The following is a 21,853-nucleotide window of genomic DNA, read 5'->3' as shown; positions in this document are numbered from 1 at the left end:
TGAGTTAATTGACTTCCCTTGGGAAGTTTCGGTGCTAATTTGACGTATGGCTTTTAGTAATTTGGGTCTTTCGCAGACGATGGTCGATGGGGTTAAGGCCATGGGGTATGTTGAGCCTACACCAATTCAGCTTCGTGCAATTCCGCTGATCCTTTCCGGACAGGATGTCATTGGCAGTGCCCAAACCGGCACCGGCAAAACAGCCGCGTTCGCCTTGCCGATTCTCTCAAAACTCGAAAGCCATCAGCCCCGCCCGAGGCTTTTGATTCTGGAACCGACCCGTGAGTTGGCTGCCCAGGTGGAGACGGCCATTCGCGATTTTGCGCGGTTCACCAATCTCCGTGCCGCAGTGTTATACGGCGGGGTTGGCTATGGCCGCCAGATGGATGCTTTGAAAGCCGGGGTGGATATCATCATCGCCACGCCTGGACGTTTGCTGGATCATTTGGAGCGCGGGACATGCAAATTCGACCAGATCAAATATTTGGTTTTGGACGAAGCGGACCGCATGCTGGACATGGGTTTTCTTCCGGATGTTCGCCGCATCGTCGACAAATGCCCGCGTGATCGGCACACCTCGCTTTTTTCCGCGACTGTCCCACCGCAAATTGAAACACTCATCAAATGGGCGATGAAGAATCCGCAGACGATTGAGATCGGTGCGCGACGTTCACCCGCCGAAACGGTGAAGCATGTGATCTATCCGGTGGCGGAGGATCAAAAGAGCGATTTGCTCAGGGAATTGTTGGAACGGGTGAATTACGATTCGGTGATTGTTTTTTGCCGCACCAAACATCGGGCTGATCGAATTGCGATTTTGTTAAAACGAAATAATCACGCGGTGGCGGTGCTGCATTCGAATCGCACGCAACGCGAGCGCGAAGATGCGTTGAAGGGTTTTCGCAACGGGCGGTTTGAGGTGTTGGTGGCGACGGATATTGCCGCACGCGGTTTGGATATCGCCGACGTGAGTCACGTGATTAATTACGACGTTCCGCAACATCCCGAGGATTACATTCACCGCATTGGCCGTACCGGGCGTGCTGCAGCCACTGGTGATGCGTTTACGCTGATGGTGGCGGAGGATTCGCAACACGTGCAATCCATCGAGCGCTTTATCGGCAAGAAGGTGGAACGGATCAAGCTCGAGAATTTCAACTATAAGTACACCGCACTGTTCGAGGAAGGGAAACCAGGTCAACCGCAGGGTTACGAGCGCAAGGTTAAAGGAGTGCGCTTGAGTGGCGGATATTATTTCGGGCCAGCCAAGCGTCGGCGTCGTTAAGCATGGCATTTGCGCTCGCCAGAATCCGGTTTTTCCATTACCAGCATAGCGAATGATTGACCGTCGAGCGTTCTATGAGCAGCGGGCGCCCTGTCGTTTGCGGGAAACGAATCGCTATTATCAACAATCGCTTCGCAACCATTATGGATTTTTAGTTCCTCCAGGTCTGCGGGTTTTGGAGGTGGGTTGCGGGGTTGGTGATTTGCTCGCAGCAGTCAAGCCGTCCAAAGGTGTGGGAATAGACTTTAGTGAAGGGATGGTAAAGCTTGCCCGGGAACGCCATCCGGACCTGGAATTCAAGGTTGCCGATGCGGCGGAATTTTCGAGCACTGAAAAGTTTGATTACATCATTCTCTCCGATCTGGTGAATGATTTGCCTGACGTGCAAGGTGTGCTGGAGCATTTAAAAAAAGTTTCGCATTCAGGCACGCGACTGGTGCTCAACTTCTTCAACAATCTCTGGCGACCAATTCTGGGTGGTGCGGAAAAAATGGGAGCCAAGGCTCCAACCCTGTTGCAGAACTGGCTTTCACTGGATGACATGACCAACCTACTGCATCTGGCAGGTTGGGAGGGCATCAGGACCGAGACCCGGTTGCTTTGGCCGGCGGGAACGCCGTTGGTTGCGCCGCTGATAAATCGCTGGATTGCTCCGTTTCTTCCACATTTTTGTGTCACCGTCGTTGTTGTTGCGCGTCTGAAATCACAACCCGATTCCCGACCGCAATACAAATGTTCTGTCGTAATTCCCGCTCGAAATGAGGCAGGAAATATTGAGGCGGCAGTGCAAAGAACTCCTGAGATGGGATTGGGGACTGAGATTATTTTCATCGAAGGCCATTCCAAGGACAACACCTGGGAGGAAATTCAGCGCGTTGCCGTCAAATATCCACAGCGGGAAATCAAGGTTCTTAAACAGCAGACCAAAGGCAAGGGCGGGGCAGTGCGCGAAGCATTCGCTGCCGCGACTGGTGATATTCTATTTATTTTGGATGCTGATTTGACGATGCCACCCGAGGAATTGCCAAAGTTTTACGAGGCGGCGCGATCAGGGACGGCAGAATTTGTGAATGGAGTGCGCCTGGTGTATCCCATGGAGGACGAAGCGATGCAGTTCCTGAATATGCTGGCAAATAAAGCCTTCGGTCTTACTTTCAGCTGGCTCCTGGGCCAAAATATCAAGGACACCCTCTGTGGGACCAAGGTTCTATTCCGTTCGGATTATGAGCTGATTGCGAAGAACCGTTCCTACTTTGGTGACTTTGATCCTTTCGGGGATTTTGATTTGATTTTTGGCGCCGCGAAACTAAATCTGCGCATGGTCGACCTGCCGATTCGCTATCGTGCACGCACCTATGGTGAGACGAACATTCATCGCTGGAGCCACGGTTGGTTGCTGCTCCGGATGGTAATGTTTGCCGCCCGCCGCATGAAGTTTTTAAAATGATTCCGCTGGAGCAACATCAGCTTGAGATTCAGAAAAACCTGCGCGCCTGGAAAGCCAAACCATTGTTGCAGCAAATTTACGCCGGGTTCTACCAACAAATCATTGCGTTAATCGATCGGCAAATGCCCGGACGAATAATTGAAATCGGTTCAGGCATCGGCAATTTAAAACAGCATTTACCCGAAGCCATCAGCACGGACCTGTTCGCAAATCCCTGGCTCGACATCGTGTGCGATGGCTATGACCTGCCCTTCAAAAACGAAAGTCTCTCACACCTGGTGTTGTTCGATGTCTTTCATCATCTCGAAGCGCCGAACGCATTCTTGGCAAAGGCGAAGCGTGTGTTGAAGCCCAATGGCCGGCTGATTTTATTCGAGCCATTCATCAGTTGGAGCAGCCATCCTGTGTATGGTTTGTTGCATCATGAACCGGTGGCGTTGAACGAAAGGATAAACTTCGATCATTCATTTCCACCGCCGCGCGATTATTATGCGGCGCAAGGGAATGCCACCAGGCTGTTCTTCCGCAAGGAAACTCCAAGCTGGCCGGAGCAATGGAACGTCTTCCACGCCCAGGCGTTTAGTAGTTTTGGCTACCTGCTTTCGGGTGGCTACAGCAAGCCCGCACTTTATCCTGCCAGTTGCTTCGAGTTCACTGAGCTTTTGGATGGTGCTCTTTCGCATTGGCCGAGGCTTTTCGGCGGCAGATGTCTTGTTGGATTGTCCCCGAGATAGGGTGCACCGACAATTTCCCAGTCAATATCTATTGCAACCCGGAAGGATGGCTTGGGAGTGTCTTTAAGCGGATCAGGTACACTTCAGCTTCATTAGTCCTTCCCTTCATTTGCAAAGCGATGGCCATATTCTTTATGGCAGACGCATTTTCCGGCTCACGTTGCATGACTTTTGAAAACTGGGCCATCGCCTGGTCCAGCTTTCCCAATTGAGCGTATGCCACACCCAGGTCATTCAGCGAGGGCATAAGATCGGGGGCGAGGCGCATGGCTTCGGCATAGGAGGCGCTGGCTCCATCCAGATCGCCGGTTTCCTTAAGGGCGTTGCCGAGTTGATGATGCCCCTCTGCAAAGGCGGGTTTAATTTGGATAGCCTCTCTTAGTACTTCAACTGCGTTGGTGAACTGGCCATGATCCACATGTGCCTGGGCCAGACGCATCTGCAGGTTAAGCCGCGCACTGGCAAGTTTCGGTTCGTCCTTCCACGGGCGTAGAATTGCCTGGAAAAATCCGACGCTTGTCTGCCACATAAAGGTTTGCTGATAGCTCATGGAGGCAAAGAGCAGAAGGGTAACTGTCGATGCACCAAGTAAAAGCTGGCGTAAACGAAGATGTGCCCAGAGTTTGGCCAACAAAGCTGAGAGCAAAATAGACCAGCCAATGCTCACGACCAGACTGTAACGGTCAGAAGGGTAGTGAGGATGCTCAGAAATGCCCAACACTGGAACCAGGAGCGCTAAATAACAGATCCATATTACGAAAATCCCGGGCCAGAGGCGGCGTCGCAAAAACAAAATCAAACTTAACCCCACCACCAGGATCGCACTCAATAGGAATGGCAGGTCGAGGGGCTTGAATTCAAGCAGTTGAATCGGGACCGGAGTAAGATTAAAAGGCAGAAAAGGTTTCCAAATGTAATAAGCCCAGATGAAGAATCCTTGCATTACCCTGGAGGCAAACCCAAATTCCGCCAGACTTGCGGGATTGCTCCACATGGTGCTGGCAGGATGGGATCGAATACGGAGGTTTAACCAACCAAAAAAGACCGCAATCGCCAGGAACACGAATTGCTCCGCCCAGACTTTGAATGCCTCCCTGGACAACCAACGGGCAGGATCTAATTCCAACCGTCGCAAAGGAAAAAAGTTGAGCCCCCAAAAAACGACAAAACCGCCCAGAGCGAGAGGGAAACTCATCAAGGAAATGATAAAGAGAAGCATGCTTAAACCCACGTACAGTTTCGGGTTCTTCACCTCGGCTGCCCGCAGATAAGAAAATATGGAAAGGAGAAAGAAAAAAAGCGGCTGTACATAAGCTAACTCTACCGCCCAGGCGGTACTTTCAACTCGCAACGGATGGACTCCCCAGAAGGCGGCGCCAAGTGCAGCACAGATCGCAAATTGAGGCGGCGCCGTTTCCCTGGCAACATTTCTGGCCAGCAAAAGCAGCTTATGGATCAGCAAAAAAACCAGGCCAGTATTGGCGGCATGAAAAAGCAAAACTATCAGGTGGAAGTAAAAGGGTTTAAGGCCAAAGCACGCCTTTATTGCCGACCAGGTAAACCAACAGAGTGGTTGATAGCGCCAGACGTAAGTAGTGTCCGTAGAAATCCACTTCAGCTGATCCAAGCCCAGGCCGGTGAGATGTGGATTGAGGTAGATATTGGCATCATCGTCCCAGGGCAGGAATTCGGCACTCAGTACGGGATAAAACACCGCGCAAACCAACAGGAACAAGATCAGGAAAAGACGAGTTCGCATTCGCCGTTCATTTGCGTAGCCTGGCGGAGTCGAAGACATGTAGCGCTATACAATTACCAATGGCTAAACCAAAGGCAACTTGATTTCGCACCGTTGTTGAGACGGCAGGGACTATCGACTTTATTTGATCAGCTCTTCAGCAATCTGCACCGCATTGAGCGCAGCGCCCTTGAGCAGTTGATCGCCGGCCACCCAGAAGCAAAGACCGTTGTCGAGCGCGCAATCCATGCGGAGTCGACCGACCTGGCAGTTATACTTCTCAGCCACGTAGAGCGGCAGCGGGTATTCAGCTTTTTCGGGAGCATCCACAAGGTCCAGGCCGGGAGCCTTGGACAGAACCAGTCGGGCACTCTCCACAGAGACAGGCTTCTCAAATTCGGCACTGACAGCAATGGAATGAGCGCGATAAACCGGCACGCGTACGCAGGTGACACTGGCGCGGAAGGAGGCATGATGCATGATCTTGCGACCTTCATTTTCCATCTTCATCTCTTCCTTGGTATAACCTGTCGGTAGGAAGGAATCCACATGGGGCAGTACGTTGAAAGCAATCTGATGTGGGTAAACTTCTTTCGTGACCGTTTTGCCGGCGACGATCTGCCCAACCTGCCGCTCCAATTCTTCAATCGCCTTGGCGCCAGTGCCGGAAACGGCCTGGTAACTGGATGCAAAAATACGTTTTACATTAAATGCCTGATGCAGTGGATACAATGCCATCAAAGTGATGGCGGTCGTGCAGTTCGGATTGGCGATGATGCCTTTGTGCTTTTTAACATCAGCTCCATTGATTTCCGGAACAACCAGGGGAACGGTGTCATCCATGCGGAAATAGCTGGAGTTATCGACAACGACACAGCCAGCTTTGACTGCAGCCGGGGCGAATTCCTTCGAGATGCTGCCACCTGCACTGAACAGAGCGATATCAATCCCCTTGAAAGAATCTTTAGTCAGCTCTTGAACCGTAATCTCCTGCTCCTTGAGTTTAAGCTTTTTGCCAACCGAACGGGCGGAAGCCAGCAAAGTCAACTTGCCCACGGGAAAATTACGTTTTTCCAGTGTCTTAATCATTTCGATGCCGACGGCACCCGTCGCACCGACTATTGCTACATGCGGATTACGATTCATAAAAGCGGGCGAATATACCAATAAACCACCTGAAAGTCATCCCTAAAATATCGTCCACCGTTACGTATTTTTAAAACGAATTCCTTAAGAACAGCCTATAAAAATCCAAAGTGTTGATCATCGGTATTCAACCCGAGTTCGCCGGCGAAAGGATGTTGGGATGGGCCACCACCACTTTTTGATTAAATAAATCTCGAATCGAAGCGTCCAATCCCACAGAATAAGGTAATGTCGATGATTCATCGGACAATTCAGGTCGGGTTTGATCTGCGCGTGTTTTTCACGCAGAAGGTCTTTGCTCCGGCCAACCCGCTCCTTCAGGAAGTTTTAACTCGCGACAAAAATGAGCGGGTGCATGGTGTGCTGGTCGTAATTGATGAGGCGCTGTCTCAGTCCCGGCCGGAATTGGTTCAGGAGATTGAATCTTACTTTTCCACGGCATCCAAACGCTTAAAGCTGGTCTGTCCGCCAATGATCATTGAAGGCGGCGAGCGAACCAAGAACTCCTATTTCCATGTTTCCGAAATTCACTCTCACATCGATCGCTATCACATCGACCGTCATTCTTATCTGATCGCAATTGGGGGAGGGGCTTTATTGGACATGGTGGGATTGGCTGCCTCGACCGCGCATCGCGGAGTTCGGCATATCCGTATTCCGACCACGACCTTGAGCCAGGCTGATTCCGGTGTGGGGGTTAAAAATGGAATCAACGCCTTCGGTAAAAAGAATTTTATTGGCACTTTCACTCCGCCCTATGCGGTGGTCAATGATTTCGACATGCTGTTGTCGCTTACGGACCGCGATAAACGCGCGGGCTATGTGGAAGCAATCAAAGTTGCGTTGATCCGGGACAAAGGGTTTTTTGAAGAAATCGAGCGTGATGCCGGTCTGCTGGCTCAATTTCAGCCGATGGCGATGCATCACTTGATTCGTCGTTGCGCCGAGCTGCATTTGAATCATATTGCCAGTTCGGGCGACCCGTTTGAGTTCGGATCAGCCCGCCCGCTCGACTTCGGACATTGGGCAGCGCACAAGCTGGAGCAACTTTCAGAATATAAAATACGGCATGGCGAGGCGGTGGCCGTCGGTATTGCGCTGGATGTCGTCTATTCCCGCAAAATGGGTTTTATCGATTCAGCCTCGACCGAGAGAATTTTGAAACTCCTCGAGACACTGGGATATGAGTTATACGCGAACGAGTTGCTGCACGTGGATTCCGATCATTCACTTTTGGTGCTGAAAGGGCTCGAGGAATTCCGTGAACATTTGGGTGGTGAACTCACGATCACCTTGTTAAACGGGTTGGGCTCCGGCTTTGAAGTGCATGACATGGTATTGCCTAAAATCGTCGAATCGATATTCGAGCTTCAGGATCGGCATAACCGTCGCGCAAAGATTGTTCCGGCCTTTGGCTGAGTTTTTAATTTCGATTGGAAGTTGGAATTTTCTTCGTTGGCCGGCTTGCTTGTTTATTTCCTCCGTGCTTATTTGTGCCCGTCCGTGGATAAATGGAACTCATGAAGCGCACAGCGGTCATTAACGTGGTTGGACTCACCGAATCACTTCTCGGTCCTACTACTCCACACATCAACCGGTTTGTTTCCAAAGGTGCCAGGGCGAACATTGTTCCTCCATTTCCCGCTGTAACCTGCACCTCGCAATCCACCTACCTGACTGGACTGCCTCCTTCGCAACACGGAATCGTTGCCAACGGTTGGTACAATCACGAGCAGGCCGAGGTGCAGTTTTGGAAACAGTCCAACCATTTGGTTCACGGGCGTAAAATTTGGGAGGAGCTGCGGGAATTGGAGCCTGGCTTCACCTGCGCGAAACTTTTCTGGTGGTACAATATGTATTCCACCGCCGATTACTCCATCACACCACGGCCCATGTATCCGGCCGATGGACGGAAGGTGTTCGACATCTATTCCTGGCCATTTTCCATCAGGCCTGACATCAAGAAGGATCTCGGTGAATTTCCATTCCCTACATTTTGGGGACCGGGAGCAGGAGTGCAAACTCCACAAGGCGCACCGGATGCCTGCTCACGCTGGATTGCTGAATCCGCCAAATGGATCGAGACCAAATATTCTCCCACGCTGAGCCTCGTTTATTTGCCGCACCTGGATTACAATTTGCAACGGTTGGGACCAAAACATCCGGGGATTACCGAGGACCTGCGGCGGATCGATTCCATTGTGGGCGATTTAATCCAATTCTTCGAGCAACGTTCAGTTCGCGTGATATTGCTTTCAGAATACGGAATAACCCCGGTCGATACGCCCATTCATATCAACCGGATTTTACGCGAAAACAATTGGCTCGCCGTTAAGGAGGAGCTTGGCCTCGAGTTGCTGGATGCAGGTGCCAGCAGAGCGTTCGCCGTAGCCGATCACCAGGCCGTGCATATTTACCTCAACGACCCCTCCATCGAAAACAAGGTCCGCGCCGTGATCGAAAAAGTACCGGGTGTGGCCGACGTGCTCGACCGCAAGCAACAGGAGGCTCGAAGGATCAATCATCCGCGCTCCGGCGATCTCATAGCCGTTTCACACGAGAACGCCTGGTTCACCTATTACTACTGGTTTGACGACAACAAGGCCCCCGACTTTGCGCGCTGTGTGGACATTCATCGCAAGCCGGGCTACGACCCGGTTGAACTCTTTCTCGATCCGAAAATTCCGGCCGTGAAACTGAAGATTGCGCTCAAGTTATTAAAGAAGAAGCTTGGCTTTCGGATGTTGATGGACGTGATTCCACTCGATGCCACCCTGGTGAAAGGCTCGCACGGGTGCAGACCGTCAAATCCAGCTGACTATCCGATCTTCATTACTTCCCAACCAGAGTTGTTGGCCAATGGACAAATGAACCCGACTGACGTTTACCATCAAATCAAGCGTCATGTGCTACATTGATGCACCATTATCATGATGGCTTTAAGGGTATTCTTCACAGCGTCTGTTATTGGCGCCTTGCTCAGTTGTGCAAAGGCTGAAAACTGGCCCGGCTGGCGTGGGCCGCGCGGCGATGGCACCAGCTTGGAGAAGAATGTTCCCGTGCATTGGAGCACCACGAGCAATGTTTTGTGGAAGATCGAACTGCCGGGCAGCGGACATGCCTCGCCGATCCTCTGGGAAGACCGCGTATTTATTGTTACAGCTCTTTCAGATACACAGGATCGCGTGCTGCTCTGCCTGGATCGTAAGAATGGAGAAACGCTCTGGCAGAAAACCGTTCTCACCGCTCCATTGGAGGGAAAACATCGGCTCAATACCTTTGCCTCCAGCACGCCCGTAACCGATGGAGAAATGGTTTACGTCGCCTTTTTGGATAAAAAGGAGATGCTGGTCGCTGCCTATGATTTTAAAGGAGAGCAAAAATGGGTGGTGCATCCCGGTTCCTTCGCCAGCATGCATGGTTTTTGCAGTTCGCCGGTTCTATTCAAGGATAAGGTCATTCTAAATGGAGATCACGATGGCGATGGTTACATCGTCGCGCTGGATCGAGAAACAGGGCAGACGCTCTGGAAAACCCCGCGCCCGAATCATACCCGCAGTTATTGTGCCCCGGTGATCCGGGAGTTGGGTGGTCGCACGCAAATGGTGCTTACCGGGAGTAAATGCGTTGCCAGTTATGATCCGAATAATGGCAAATTACACTGGATCATCGATGGTCCAACCGAACAATTTGTTGCCTCGCCGGTTTACAGTGAAAAGACCGGGCTCATTTACATCACCGGCGGTTTTCCGGAACATCATATTCTTGCCATCAAACCTGATGGACAGGGGAATGTCACCAAAACGCATGTGGCCTGGCATTCGATGAAGGGGGCAGCGTACGTTCCATCGCCCATCATTTCCGGGGATTATTTCCTGATTGTCTCTGATCAGGGAATGGGAAACTGTTTCGACTCCAGTTCAGGCAAAATTCTGTGGCAGGAGCGATTCGGCGATCACCATGCCTCCCTGGTTTCAGCCAACGGCCTGGTTTATTTCCTGTCCGACGATGGGGTTACTCGAGTGGTAAAACCGGGAGCGGAGTTTCATCTGGAAGCGCAGAATGAACTGGGTGAAACCTGCTTTGCCTCCCCGGCAATCAGCAATGGACAGATTTTCATTCGAGGCGACAAACACCTTTTCTGTTTCGGTGGAAAGTAGCCTTTCTGCTTTCGCCCCTGCACCCAATCGACCGGCTCTTTTTTCTCAGGACGGACGCATCTTAATGCCTCCGCAATCCGGCGTAAAAACACTTGGTTTTGCGAATTGCCGCAACTCCGAAATCCTGCCAGGGCCAATGCGTCAGCAATAGAAACCGCCCTGGACCAAATAATGAATTGAACTGGAGTGACGCAAAACCACTACTGTTCAAAATTGAATTTGGAATTTATCGGGGCAAAGCCAATTTTAATGCGTATTTAAAGGGATACTGATTGACCTGCTTCTGAGCCACAGAGGGGCTAGAGGGTGTACTTAACTTTTAAATGTTCTTTTGCATCTTGCTACCGTTGTAAGGCTTGCTTTGATTTTAATTTCGCACTCGCGCAGATTCCGAATTGCGTAAGTTTCTCATCCAGAAGCCTCTGCTGAAAAGTCAAGAACACGCTCTAACCTGTTTTCTAAAGCAGCAACTCATTTCAGGTTATATCTCGAACAAAAGCATAGCCGTCAACGTTCCAGATTGCCTATTTTGGACAGCAGTGACGAAAAACAAAATACCCTTATTGAAAACCAGCAATAAGGGTATTTTAAAAACTGTTCGGCTTCGTGTCGAGAGAAATGAACTTGCGGCAAACATTTTGAGGGGAAACCCATTTGGATGCGTTCGTCCTGACTTTTTTCTTGGGTTTATGGTTCGGTCTGGCAAATTGGGTTAGCATGATTTTAAGTGAGACGAAGGTCTCCACTGAATCCAGTTCCGCGACGCATGATTTAGGCGCTTGGTTTACTCCGGGCCGGTTTGCCGCACTTTTGGGTATTCTCTTATTCGCCACTTTTCCTGAAATCATCACCGGACAAGCCACGTTTTTTTATCGGGACTTCGGCGTTTTTACCTATCCCACGGCTTTCTTCCATCGTCAAAGTTTTTGGAACGGAGAGGTGCCCCTTTGGAATCCATTGAACAACTGTGGAATTCCATTCCTGGCCCAGTGGAATACCTCTGCCTTGTATCCTCCATCGCTGTTTTATCTGCTCCTGCCACTTTCCTGGTCGTTGGGCGTATTTTGTGTCGGGCACCTTTTTTTAGCAGGTATGGGCATGTACTTCCTGGCTTACCGTTGGACAGGAAATCGCTTTGCGGCGGCGGTTGCTGGCGTGGCCTTTGCCTATAACGGTCTAAGCTGGCACTTGTTGATGTGGGTAAGCAACCTGGCTGTTTATGCCTGGATGCCGTGGGTAGTGTTCAGCGTGCAACGCGCCTGGCGTGAGGGTGGACGGCAGACCATTTTAGCCGGATTGGCTGGGGCGATGCAAATGCTCGGCGGAGCGCCTGAACTGATTTTGCAAACATGGTTGTTTATCGGGCTGCTCTGGCTTTTGGAATTTGCCGAGGGCAATAGTAATCGCTCAAAAATGATTGTTCGATCGCTTGGGCTTGGCTGTCTCGTGGGAGGTTTGTCTGCGGCGCAACTGTTGCCTTTCATGGATCTGCTGTCTCACTCACAACGCGATACCAACTACAGCGATGCAGGCTGGGCAATGCCTCTATCAGGACCCGCCAACTTTCTCGTGCCGCTCTTTCATTGTTTTGCTGCGGGGCATGGTGTGTTTGTCCAATACGAACAGTATTGGACCGCTTCTCATTATGTGGGAATTGGGGTTGTCGCTCTCGCTCTCCTGGCCGCGTGGAAGGTGCGAGATAAGCATGTTTGGTTGCTAAGTGCAGTCACGATTTTCAGTATTTTAATTTCCTTGGGCACGCAAGGTCCCATTTATACACCTCTAAAGACAGTCCTGCCACAACTTGGCTTCATGCGCTATCCCATAAAATTTGTGGTGCTGGCGGTATTTGCCCTTCCATTACTCTGTGCGTACTCGATGACTTGGATACAAACTGACTTGTCCAATTCGAAGGGCTCGCGCTTTTCGATCATGACCGTCGGTTTCGTCCTCCTAGGTTTGGTGGGCTGGATTATTTGGTCTGCCCAATCTCAACCGATGATAAAGGATAATCTGACGTTGACCTTCATGAATGCAGGAATGCGGAGTATCCTGTTGATCCTTATTTTAGGAGTCACGATTCTTTTCCAACGTGCGACGCTGCTTAAAAAGCAATTGATTCTCGGCACCTCGCTGCTGGTCCTGCTCTGGGTCGATATTTACACCCATGCTCCCAATCTCACTCCAACTGTTCCACCCCAGGTTTATGAACCCGATATAATGAGGAAGGAACTGATGTTAAATCCCAAGTCACAAGTGGGTGAGCCACGCGTGATGCCCAGATTGGCAACCATTGAGAAAGTCCGGTACACGAGCCTCAACAATCCCAAGGTGGATTATCTCTGTCGCAGGCTGGCACTCTATGACAACTGCAACCTGCTCGATGAAATTCCGAAGACGGATGGTTTCTACTCACTCCTCTTGCGGGATTCCGACCAAGTGGCAGGGCTGCTCCTGACCGCGGATGCGCAAGGTTGGAACCTGGAAGGGCTGAAGGACTATCTTGGCATTGGCTACATTAACTCCAATGCCACAAACTCCGAGAAATTCGCGGAATGGCTGCCGCGCAAATCGGCTCTGCCATTGATTACCGCGGGACAGCAACCCATCTTTGCTGATGGCACCAATATCTTGAGGAGCATGTTTCAGCCGGAGTTCAACCCGCGCGCAGTTGTTTTTCTGCCAACGATTGCAAAATCACAAATCTCGGCAACGAATGCATCAACAGTAAAGCTGACTACGCACCAGCTCTCAGCAACCAGGCTCCAGTTTGAGGTGGATGCCAAAACCCCGGCTTTGGTAAGTGTGGCGCAATCTTTCTATCATCCCTGGCACGCCTATGTAGACGACCAGCCGGTTACGTTGTGGAAAGGCAATTTTGCTTTTCAAGTCCTGGAAGTGCCGGCCGGAAATCATTCGGTAAGATTGGAGTATAAGGATCGAAGCTTTCAGGTTGGGGCCTTGATCTCAGTACTGACGCTTTTTGGCAGTGGAATTGCTTGGCTCTGGTTTGGCAAGAGGCCGACATCAATTGCTTCGCCAGCTTGCTGATGCTTGATTAGCATCGTGTTCTGGCCTGAATATGATAGATTCGCAACCTGCTATTAACGATAAGACCGCCACCGGTAGCCCCACCGGTCCCGGGTTGGACTCCTGGCTGACTCCCAGCCGGTTTGCCGCCATTCTTGGCATTTTGATCGTGTCCTGTTTTCCGCAGGTAGTGGGCGGATTCGAGACTTTTTATTATCGGGATTTCTCAGGCTTTGGTTACCCACTCGCCTTTTATCACAAGGAAGCGTTCTGGCGCTTCGAAATGCCACTTTGGAATCCGTTCAGTAATTCCGGCATGCCGTTCACAGCCCAATGGAACACACTCACATTATACCCGCTTTCCATTTTCTATCTGCTGTTTCCGCTGTCGTGGTCTTTGGGAGTTTTCTGCCTTGGCCATCTTTTTCTTGCGGGCATGGGAATGTATTTTCTCGCCTATCGTTGGACAGGAAACCGCTTTGCCGCAGCTGTCGCAGGCGCGGTCTTTGCCTTTAATGGGCTGACGTGGCATTCGCTCATGTGGCCCAACAACATTGCCGCTTTAGGCTGGATGCCCTGGGTGGTTTGGTTGGTTGAGCGCTCCTGGCGGGTGGGAGGTCGCGGCATGGTGCTGGCGGCGCTTGCGGGCGCAATGCAGATGTTGTCCGGTGCGCCGGAAGTAATCGCCCAGACCTGGGTGTTACTTGGGGTTTTATGGCTGGTGCAAATAGTTTCGGGCCAAGTGCCGCGAGGCAGAATGGTGTTGCGTGCTGTTGGAGTTCTAATTCTGGTAAGCAGTCTCGCAGCAGCGCAGTTGCTGCCTTTTTTGGATCTGCTTTCCCATTCCCAACGGGATAAGGGTTTCGCGGATGCTCAATGGGCAATGCCTCTTAGCGGATGGGTGAATTATCTCGTTCCGCTTTTCCGGCCGCAAGGCGGAGTTGGTCAAACCGGCCAGTACTGGACCAGTTCATACTATTTGGGAATAGGCACGGTCTTGTTGGCGTTGATTGGCATTTGGCATGTGCGGGGAAACTTTATTAAAATGCTCATCGTATTGGCAGCCTTCAGCCTCTGCATGGCCATGGGCGATAATGCTGTGTTCTATCCCGCAGTTAAGCACATCTTCCCACAAATCGGGTTTATGCGTTTTCCCATCAAATTTGTGGTGATGGTAACTTTTGCCGTTCCCTTGATCGCGGCTTCCGGAGTGAACTGGATTCAGAACCTTCAAGAGGAAGACCGGACCAAGGCTTGGAAAGAGATAAGAATTGTGGGAGCCGTGCTGCTTGGCCTGATCATCATTACAATTTGGTCGGCAGGACGAAGCAAAGGGAATTCTGAAGACATTAACCTGACCATCAAGAGCGGATTTGGTCGCGGATTTTTTCTCGTTCTGATTCTTGGCTGGTTCCTGATGCTCCAAAGGCAGAAGACCGTGAAAATGCAACGAATCTTGCAAGTGATTTTGTTAATCCTGCTTTGGATGGACGTTTTCACCCACTCACCCAATTTGAATCCCACCGTTTCGCGTGCGGTGTACGCTCCGGACGCAATTAGGGATTACATGAAGCTGGGCGATCAACTGAGGCCCGGAGCGTCCCGCGCGATGTTGAGTTTGGAGGCCATGAATAATCTGCAGTTTCATGAGGTTACCAATGCCCAGATTGACGTTAGCGGAAGAAGGCTTGGCTTCTTTGGCAACTATAATTTGCTCGATCATGCTTCCAAGTTTGATGGCTTCTATTCCCTGGATATTAAGGAGTACAAGGAGGTTGTGGATCGAGTGTATCTTACGAGCAACAGCCTGCCAAAAATTCAGGATTTTCTGGGAATATCACTTTATAGTTCCACGAATGGCATGGATTGGACTAATCGTAATTCGTTTCTGCCAATGATCACCGCGGGCCAAAAGCCACTCTTTGCAGACGGGAGCAACGCGATGAACGCGGTGTTTGACGAGAAATTCGCACCTGCGCAGGTGGTATATCTCCCCACAGCAGCGAAGGGGCAGATTCAGGCCGACAATCCGGCCGAGGTTACACTGGGAACGCCCAAAGTTTCGGCCCAGCATCTGGCGATCGAAGTGGATGCCAAATCACCTGCGATGGTGGTAGTGGCGCAAGCCTTTTATCATCCGTGGCAGGCCTTTGTTGATGGTCAACCAATAAAACTATGGAGGGCAAATTATGCTTTCCAGGCGCTGGAAGTTCCGTCTGGGCATCACCACGTCGAGATTGTTTATAAGGATCGCGCCTTCCAGACGGGTGCTGTTATCTCCTTATTGGCCTTGCTAAGCTGTGTTGCCGCCTGGTTCATGGCACGTCCTCAAGCGGGGTAGAACTCCAATATATTCCTTAAAAAGAGCAGTTCCTTCTGCTGTTGAAGAGGCTTTTGAATTTGGGTTGCTGGATCATTATAACGCTTCGGACTTTTCTGAAACTTTGCGTGTGGACCAAAAAAGTCCTGCGCCAACGCCCAGAGAGAGGATGGAAAGGAGGGCTCCAACTTCAAAGGCCCGATCTTTATATTCCAGGCGCACATGGCTTTGACCCGGTGGTATTTGCCATGCCTGAAAATGATAATTTGCCGGATAAATTTTCACCTCCTGATCATTTATCCAGGCGTGCCATGGATGATAAAACGACTGTGCTGCCACCATCAGAGAAGGAACTGTTGCTGCCACCTCCAACTCAATTTTTTGGGCCGCCAGAGTTTGCGACAGAATTCGGACCTCACTGCGGTTGGAAACTGTGATCTCATCTTTTACCTCCATCGGTAAATAAACGATCGCGCGCGGGTCGAAGTTCGAATCAGCCAGCGCGGGCAGCATGTTGGTGCGATCGGTAAATATGGGTTTTTGACCACCCGTTATCATGGAAAGAAATGAGTTCCTCGAAACGAATTTGAAAATATCGTCCGGCGCGGTTTCAATTGAAACCCCCACGAAGTCCAGGAAAGGGGCCGAATGGGCTCCCAACAGGGCTCTAACCCCAAGGTCAGACTCGAGATAGAGCGAGTAGAAGCCGTTGAGGGTCGGGGTTTCATCCAGAAGGTTGCTGTTTAGGAACAATCCTTTTCTGAGAAAGAGGAAATCCTTCCCCACGTCTCCGGACGTGCCTTCGAGCATCTGTTTCGCGGCGGTTCCAGAAATAAGTGCACGGGACTGGCCGTTTTTGGGAGAGAGATTTGTTTGAAAAAGTCCCGGCTGTAAAACATCGCGAGACGTAGTCGGATTTTGGGGCGGTGCGTGTAGATTTACATCGCCCCAGAGGAGAACAGGCAGGCCGAACGCCAGGATTGCCTTCCATTTGACTGCTTGAAAACGTCTCAAAGCAGCTAGTCCACTCAAAGTCAAAGCCAGAAAAGCGAGCCGGATCACACCGTTGCGGCAGGTTACCTGCCATTCTTCGTGGTCGGCAGGCCGTAAATGCGCAAATGCCATCAGACCTAATATTACCAACGCAACCACGCTTCCCACAACGAGGAGGGATCGTGATGGCTGGTTGGTCCTGGATTCGTTTACCCATGGTAATTCCGCAATCGCAAATGCCGCCAGGAGCGGAAGGGCAAAGACAGCCAGCAAAATGAACTTAACCGGGTGCGCCATGAAACCGATGGGATGAAAAACGATTTTTAATGCTCTGAAGAAAAGTCCGTTTTCACCCATGGCCAGCAGGATGCCCAGCAAGGCAATAACTGCCAGGAACCATACTCGTGGTTTCCTAACGCGCCAGATAGCCCACATTGCCAGTGCAACTACTGCGATCCCGACATAGTAAGAGGAGGTCCAATACTGGTTGTCCTGGAAATAAATTCCCTTGCGGGTAAGAAAACAGCCGAACAGGGGAACAAAAAAATTGGCCCAGCCTGTGCCCGGTGTGGACCAGTTCATCTGCGCATAATCCGAATTTCGCTGAGAATGCGCGATGAGATCCAAAAAGGGAAAAAGTTGTGCGGCTGAAAGTCCGGTGACCAAAATAATCACGCCAAAAAAGCGGATAATTCCCGTCCAGCGCGATGATTTTTCCAAAACAAAATATCGGACAAAAATTGGCAGCACCACCAGCCAGGTCATCAAGATGGTTTCCGGTCCGCCACTCAGCATCTGAAGGCTGCCAAGGAGAGCCGCCCATAACACAGCACGGCCACCCCGCTGCCAGGCTTTTTCCACGCTCCATATGACCCAAGGCATCCAGCTGTAAGTGGCCAGGTGGCTGGGCCACATTATGAAGTTTAGCGAAAGGCCATTGAAGGCAAATGCCAATCCAGCGATCGAGGCGGCGAACCGGTTGCCGGTCCATCGATGCGCCAGAAAATACATTCCCATTCCGGCGATCCAGATATGTACCAGGCAAAAGATCCCCAATGACCAGTCCAAAGGTAACATCAGGTAAATAAGGGAGAGCGGATAGAGCGTGATGGTGTTAAACTGTGCGAGGAATGGAATGCCACAGTTGTGCAGGGGGTTCCACAAGGGCAGTTCATGTCGCCAAAAACTTTCCTTATGATAATAGGCGACCGGGTAGCTAAATAAACCAAAATCCCTCGCGATGAAAGATTGGTTTCCAAAAATGACCTCGGGAAAAGACGCCAGGATGAGAACCGCGAGTAAAAGGCCAAACCGTACGGGCGTGAACCAAAGCTCAAGTAATCTTCCGTCGATTGCCGAAGTAGCAGCGGTGCCGGGAATCGGTTTAGTTTCTAATGTTGAGTCACTCAGAACGGTGCTTCCTATGAGCTGACAGGTTGTTTGAGGTAACAGCAGGGCGGGAAGTGGCCAAAAGGATACTTCTTCCAAAGTTGGAGCCGCGCTGTGCCTCAATGCAGGTTTTGGTCAGCATCAATTTTCGAAGTAGATTGTTCAATTGAGCTCCCCGTGACAAGTCTCGAAAATAATTCGAAGACCAACCTGCACCCTCAAGGTTTCCCTGATTGCCTGGTGAAAGCGCTGAGCGATTGAACCTTTGATTCCTTCACGGCATCCATGACTTTCACCACCTGACCCCAAGGCGCGCCTTTGTCGGCATTCAAAGCCACTTTTGTCTGGGAATTTCTGCTGACCGCAGCTTGCAACTCACTTTTTAACCGGTCCAGAGTCATGGGCGTGGCGTCAGGACCGAAGCGCAGGTTGCCGGTGGGTTCGATAATGATGACCAAAGGAGGATTCTCGCTCGCGCCACTCTTGAGGGCCTGGGAGGATTCGGGCAGAGCCAGCTTCAAGGCGTTCTGAGGCTTCTTGAAGGTAGTCGTGACCATCAGGAAGATGAGCACCACAATCAGCACGTCGATAAGGGCGACGATGATGATGGCTGGCGGTTGGCGCTTTTTACGGATGAAAAACCGCATGGTTATTTCTTTGTGCTTACAGTCTTTTCAACGGTTGAGACCGGCACTGCCGCCCGGTATTGTCGCCGGATAAATTCTTCACAAACCGTTTCCATTTCGACGGCCAGCATTTCCACTTTTTTACTGTAGTAACTCCAGGCGATCAGGGAGGGAATCGCAATCAGCAATCCCATCATGGTGAAATTCAAAATCAAAGAAATACCCTGTGCCAGCGCTGTATTGTCCGCCAGGCTGGACTGGCTGAGACCGCCGAAGAGTGTCATCATGCCGTGAATGGTTCCAACCAAACCAAGGAGCGGGGCGATGCCGACAACGATTTCCAACACTACCAGGCCGCGTTCCAGTTTCACGATTTCCTGACGCGCGCGAGTTTGCAGGGCGCTCTCGGTTTCCTCCTTGGGCAGTTCCATATGTTCATCTGCCGTCAAAAGCAAACGGGCGAGCGGGGATGATTTTTCGTTTTGCTCACAGATGCGGCGCAGTACTGGCCGGTCGGCTGGCGTGCGACAGGCATCAGCAGCATCTTCGACAGCGCCCGGAATGTTCTTGCTCCAGCGCAGAGCCAATCCCCGTTCAATGATGAAAGCCAGGCCAACGATTGAGGTCAGCGCCATTACTATGCCAAAAAATATTGCCATGTTGCGTATATTCTGGACTGTTTTGACAGTCCTTTATTCACCTAAGTGGTAATCAATAAATATTGAAAGTAAACGTTATTTCCCGGTAATCGGCCCCGATTACTTTTCTCATGTCACTGGGCCAGCGCTCATAAGGGGCTGAGTCGGTGATGGCTCTTTGACAAAGGTATCCCATCAAAGTCCCCGCAGTGTTCCGAAGCACTTTTATTTCAGAGATGCGACCGTCATAATACAAGCGAAATTCCAAAGTAACCTTGCCTGCCGACTCCATCGTTACGGTTTGTTCATCCATGAGCGTGTACCAGCGGAGACTGACTGCGCGAACGAAGGCGGCGTCATATTCTCCAAATGGGGTCCCTTTGACATCGAAAGAGGGATCGACCATTTTCCGTTTCACCCCTCCCTCCTGTTTCATGGCCATGCCGGGAAGTGGCGCCACCTTGCCAGCGTCGGCCAAAGTTCGGGGACGTTTGTGAGTGGTTCCATCAGACTGGCCGTTGGAGTTTTCCACCTTGCCATCGCCCGGCTTTTCGGCAGGTTTGGCCATGGCCAGATCACCCACTTTGGGGCCGCCCTTCGGTTTCGGTTCCTGGGTTTCCTCTTTTTGTTCAGGCCCTTTCTGAGCGGCAGGTTGCAAGGGAAAGGGTTTGCGATCTTCAGACGTTTGGGTCTTTGGAACGTCTTTTTGCTGGCCTTCAATTTTCGGCTTGTTGGACTGGATATCAGTGTCCTTATTGGCTGCCAACGCATTCGCGGCGGAATAATAGGTCGCATCCTTCGGTTTTTCCTGGGTGACCTGTGAGGGGTCCACGTCGATGAACTGAAGCTGGATTTCCTGTTGGGGGAGTTGTTCTGCAGGATGCAGTTGGACGTTCGGTTGCGCGGCAGAGAGTGCTTGTTGGGCTTTTTTTAACCAGGACAGGGAACGGAGGTGTTCCCACCACCCGAGCCTTTGGCCAGTGTAATATATGCCCACAAAAACCAGGTGAGCAGTCAATGAAATGATGAAGGCCCAGACCAAAAGATCTTCGGTCGAGCGCATCCATTTTTCATTTAGCCTGCTGGTGGCCATATCCTGCAAGGATGCCGTAGGTTGAGATTGTGGGCAACTGTTTACGAATGCTCCTGGAATGCCCATGCCAGGCCGTGCGGGAGTGGAGCGGACGCAAATTCCAAATGAATTACCCGGCGATGGCCGGGTTTGGTTGCAGTTGAGGAGGCATGCAGGATTAATGGACGCATTAAAACAACTCCACCGCTTTTGACCGTGCAGGGAACTGCCGGAGTATGCTTTCGCTGATTTGTAATTTGTTTTGCATCCAGCTTGCCTTGAGTGTGAGAGCCGGGCAGAACCTGCAACGGTCCGTTTTCAAGGCCGCAATCATCGAGGTGCAATCGGACAGTCACCATTTGCTCAAGTATGGAAGTCGGCGGTTGCACGTGGAGCACGCCAGCCTTCGTGGACCAGGGGCCGAAACCTTCCAAATCCACCCTGGTGTTTACAGCAATGGATAAATCCTGGTGCCAGGCGACTTTCCAATTGGCATCGGGCGTTTTATCGAAGAGTAGACTACGAACAGGAAATGCGCTTTTGCCCAGAATAGGTTCGACCAGGTTCCGAATGGGAGGCGAATCGGCGAGTTGGCGAACTGCGGAAACCTCTTCCATCAAATTCCTCATCGCATAGAGCCCTTTGCTTTTGGCAGGGTTCTTGAGGGACTCAATCGCGTGAACCAGAGTTGCCACTGTTTCTGGAGACACAATGTCCTCCAGGATGGCGTAACCATTCTGCTCCAGATTCTCAATCCAGTTCATTAAACATCACCATATCCAAAAAGATGTTCTATAAAATGGAAATTCTTCGCGCGAAACTATAAAACGGCACGACGGCCTTGCCGAATTCTTTATGAAATTTTGTTTCCTTCAATCTCAAGCCCATGCTTAAGGCATGGCGGAGGGCTGGGAACTTATGATTTGCACAGTCGGACTTGGCGCCTTATTTCCTGTTTTTAACGGGATAATGTAGTAGTTCCATCCATTGCATTCACCTTGACCCCAGATCTTGGGTGATGCGCTCGAACTAACATTCACCCCGGGCGGGATTTGTGCAGGCGGCAGAATCGGTGCGGTTGGACGCTGCTCCAACCACGATAATTTCTGCTCCAGGGTGTTGAGCTTGGATTCCAGCGACTTAACCTGTGAAGCGAGTTCTTCAATTCTCTTGTTTGACTTCGCTTCGTTCGGTTGCTTCTCGTCAGCGGTGAGACGGGTGATCGCGCAGGCAATGATGGCCAGGGCGAGGAACGACATCCACAATCTTTTCATA

The 21,853-nt window shown here is 51.1% G+C and carries 16 protein-coding genes; 8 read left to right on the top strand and 8 right to left on the bottom strand.

What is annotated here, in order from left to right:
• The first annotated feature begins 46 nt into the window (after positions 1–46).
• Genes CFLAV_RS24055 through CFLAV_RS24045 form a run of 3 tightly spaced genes read left to right on the top strand, consistent with a single transcriptional unit; the run spans position 47 to position 3,466 of the window.
• The gene (locus tag CFLAV_RS24055; protein ID WP_007417467.1) at positions 47–1,285 is read left to right on the top strand and encodes a DEAD/DEAH box helicase; all 1,239 of its coding nucleotides are present in this window, start codon (positions 47–49) and stop codon (positions 1,283–1,285) included.
• 52 nt (positions 1,286–1,337) lie between these two features.
• Positions 1,338–2,732, top strand: a complete 1,395-nt coding sequence (locus CFLAV_RS24050; RefSeq protein WP_007417466.1) for a glycosyltransferase — start codon at positions 1,338–1,340, stop codon at positions 2,730–2,732.
• Entirely contained in the window at positions 2,729–3,466 is a 738-nt protein-coding gene (locus CFLAV_RS24045; RefSeq protein ID WP_007417465.1) for a class I SAM-dependent methyltransferase, read from the top strand. Before CFLAV_RS24050 ends, CFLAV_RS24045 begins: the two co-directional genes overlap by 4 nt.
• 28 nt (positions 3,467–3,494) lie before the next feature.
• Here CFLAV_RS24045 and CFLAV_RS24040 read toward each other — a convergent pair whose 3' ends face one another.
• Together CFLAV_RS24040 and CFLAV_RS24035 are read right to left on the bottom strand one after the other, a co-directional pair.
• A complete protein-coding gene (locus tag CFLAV_RS24040; protein WP_007417464.1) occupies positions 3,495–5,225 on the bottom strand; it encodes a tetratricopeptide repeat protein in 1,731 nt (576 codons plus the stop codon).
• A 120-nt stretch (positions 5,226–5,345) separates the two neighbouring features.
• A complete protein-coding gene (locus CFLAV_RS24035; RefSeq protein ID WP_007417463.1) occupies positions 5,346–6,350 on the bottom strand; it encodes an aspartate-semialdehyde dehydrogenase in 1,005 nt (334 codons plus the stop codon).
• A gap of 228 nt (positions 6,351–6,578) precedes the next feature.
• Here CFLAV_RS24035 and CFLAV_RS24030 point away from each other — a divergent pair, with 228 nt between their 5' ends.
• The 5 genes from CFLAV_RS24030 to CFLAV_RS24005 all read left to right on the top strand — a co-directional run bounded on the left by CFLAV_RS24030 (position 6,579) and on the right by CFLAV_RS24005 (position 15,881).
• Entirely contained in the window at positions 6,579–7,769 is a 1,191-nt protein-coding gene (locus CFLAV_RS24030) for a 3-dehydroquinate synthase (protein WP_007417462.1), read from the top strand.
• A 101-nt stretch (positions 7,770–7,870) separates the two neighbouring features.
• Positions 7,871–9,268 (top strand): alkaline phosphatase family protein, encoded by a 1,398-nt coding sequence (locus CFLAV_RS24025; RefSeq protein WP_040549961.1) that lies wholly within the window; start codon positions 7,871–7,873, stop codon positions 9,266–9,268.
• A gap of 12 nt (positions 9,269–9,280) precedes the next feature.
• The gene (locus CFLAV_RS24020; RefSeq protein ID WP_007417460.1) at positions 9,281–10,510 is read left to right on the top strand and encodes an outer membrane protein assembly factor BamB family protein; all 1,230 of its coding nucleotides are present in this window, start codon (positions 9,281–9,283) and stop codon (positions 10,508–10,510) included.
• 717 nt (positions 10,511–11,227) lie between these two features.
• Positions 11,228–13,561 carry a hypothetical protein gene (locus tag CFLAV_RS24010; RefSeq protein WP_007417459.1) on the top strand — a complete coding sequence of 778 codons (2,334 nt, stop codon included), beginning with the start codon at positions 11,228–11,230 and terminating at the stop codon, positions 13,559–13,561.
• 31 nt (positions 13,562–13,592) lie between these two features.
• Complete coding sequence (locus CFLAV_RS24005; RefSeq protein WP_007417458.1) at positions 13,593–15,881, top strand: YfhO family protein; 2,289 nt, start codon at positions 13,593–13,595, stop codon at positions 15,879–15,881.
• A gap of 75 nt (positions 15,882–15,956) precedes the next feature.
• Here CFLAV_RS24005 and CFLAV_RS24000 read toward each other — a convergent pair whose 3' ends face one another.
• From CFLAV_RS24000 to CFLAV_RS23975, 6 genes are all read right to left on the bottom strand, one after another.
• Positions 15,957–18,341 carry a glycosyltransferase family protein gene (locus CFLAV_RS24000; protein ID WP_007417457.1) on the bottom strand — a complete coding sequence of 795 codons (2,385 nt, stop codon included), beginning with the start codon at positions 18,339–18,341 and terminating at the stop codon, positions 15,957–15,959.
• A 119-nt stretch (positions 18,342–18,460) separates the two neighbouring features.
• Positions 18,461–18,889 carry an ExbD/TolR family protein gene (locus tag CFLAV_RS23995; RefSeq protein ID WP_007417456.1) on the bottom strand — a complete coding sequence of 143 codons (429 nt, stop codon included), beginning with the start codon at positions 18,887–18,889 and terminating at the stop codon, positions 18,461–18,463.
• A 2-nt stretch (positions 18,890–18,891) separates the two neighbouring features.
• A complete protein-coding gene (locus CFLAV_RS23990; protein ID WP_007417455.1) occupies positions 18,892–19,527 on the bottom strand; it encodes a MotA/TolQ/ExbB proton channel family protein in 636 nt (211 codons plus the stop codon).
• A gap of 52 nt (positions 19,528–19,579) precedes the next feature.
• Positions 19,580–20,569: a hypothetical protein gene (locus CFLAV_RS23985; protein WP_040549954.1), complete on the bottom strand. Its 990-nt coding sequence runs from the start codon at positions 20,567–20,569 to the stop codon at positions 19,580–19,582.
• Between the two features lie 71 nt (positions 20,570–20,640).
• Positions 20,641–21,342, bottom strand: a complete 702-nt coding sequence (locus tag CFLAV_RS23980) for a phytanoyl-CoA dioxygenase family protein (protein ID WP_007417453.1) — start codon at positions 21,340–21,342, stop codon at positions 20,641–20,643.
• A gap of 126 nt (positions 21,343–21,468) precedes the next feature.
• Positions 21,469–21,852, bottom strand: a complete 384-nt coding sequence (locus CFLAV_RS23975; protein WP_007417452.1) for a hypothetical protein — start codon at positions 21,850–21,852, stop codon at positions 21,469–21,471.
• Position 21,853: the final 1 nt, after the last annotated feature.

The sequence above is a fragment of the Pedosphaera parvula Ellin514 genome (assembly GCF_000172555.1).
Taxonomy (GTDB): Bacteria; Verrucomicrobiota; Verrucomicrobiia; order Limisphaerales; family Pedosphaeraceae; genus Pedosphaera.
This window is presented reverse-complemented; position numbering and strand designations above follow the sequence as displayed.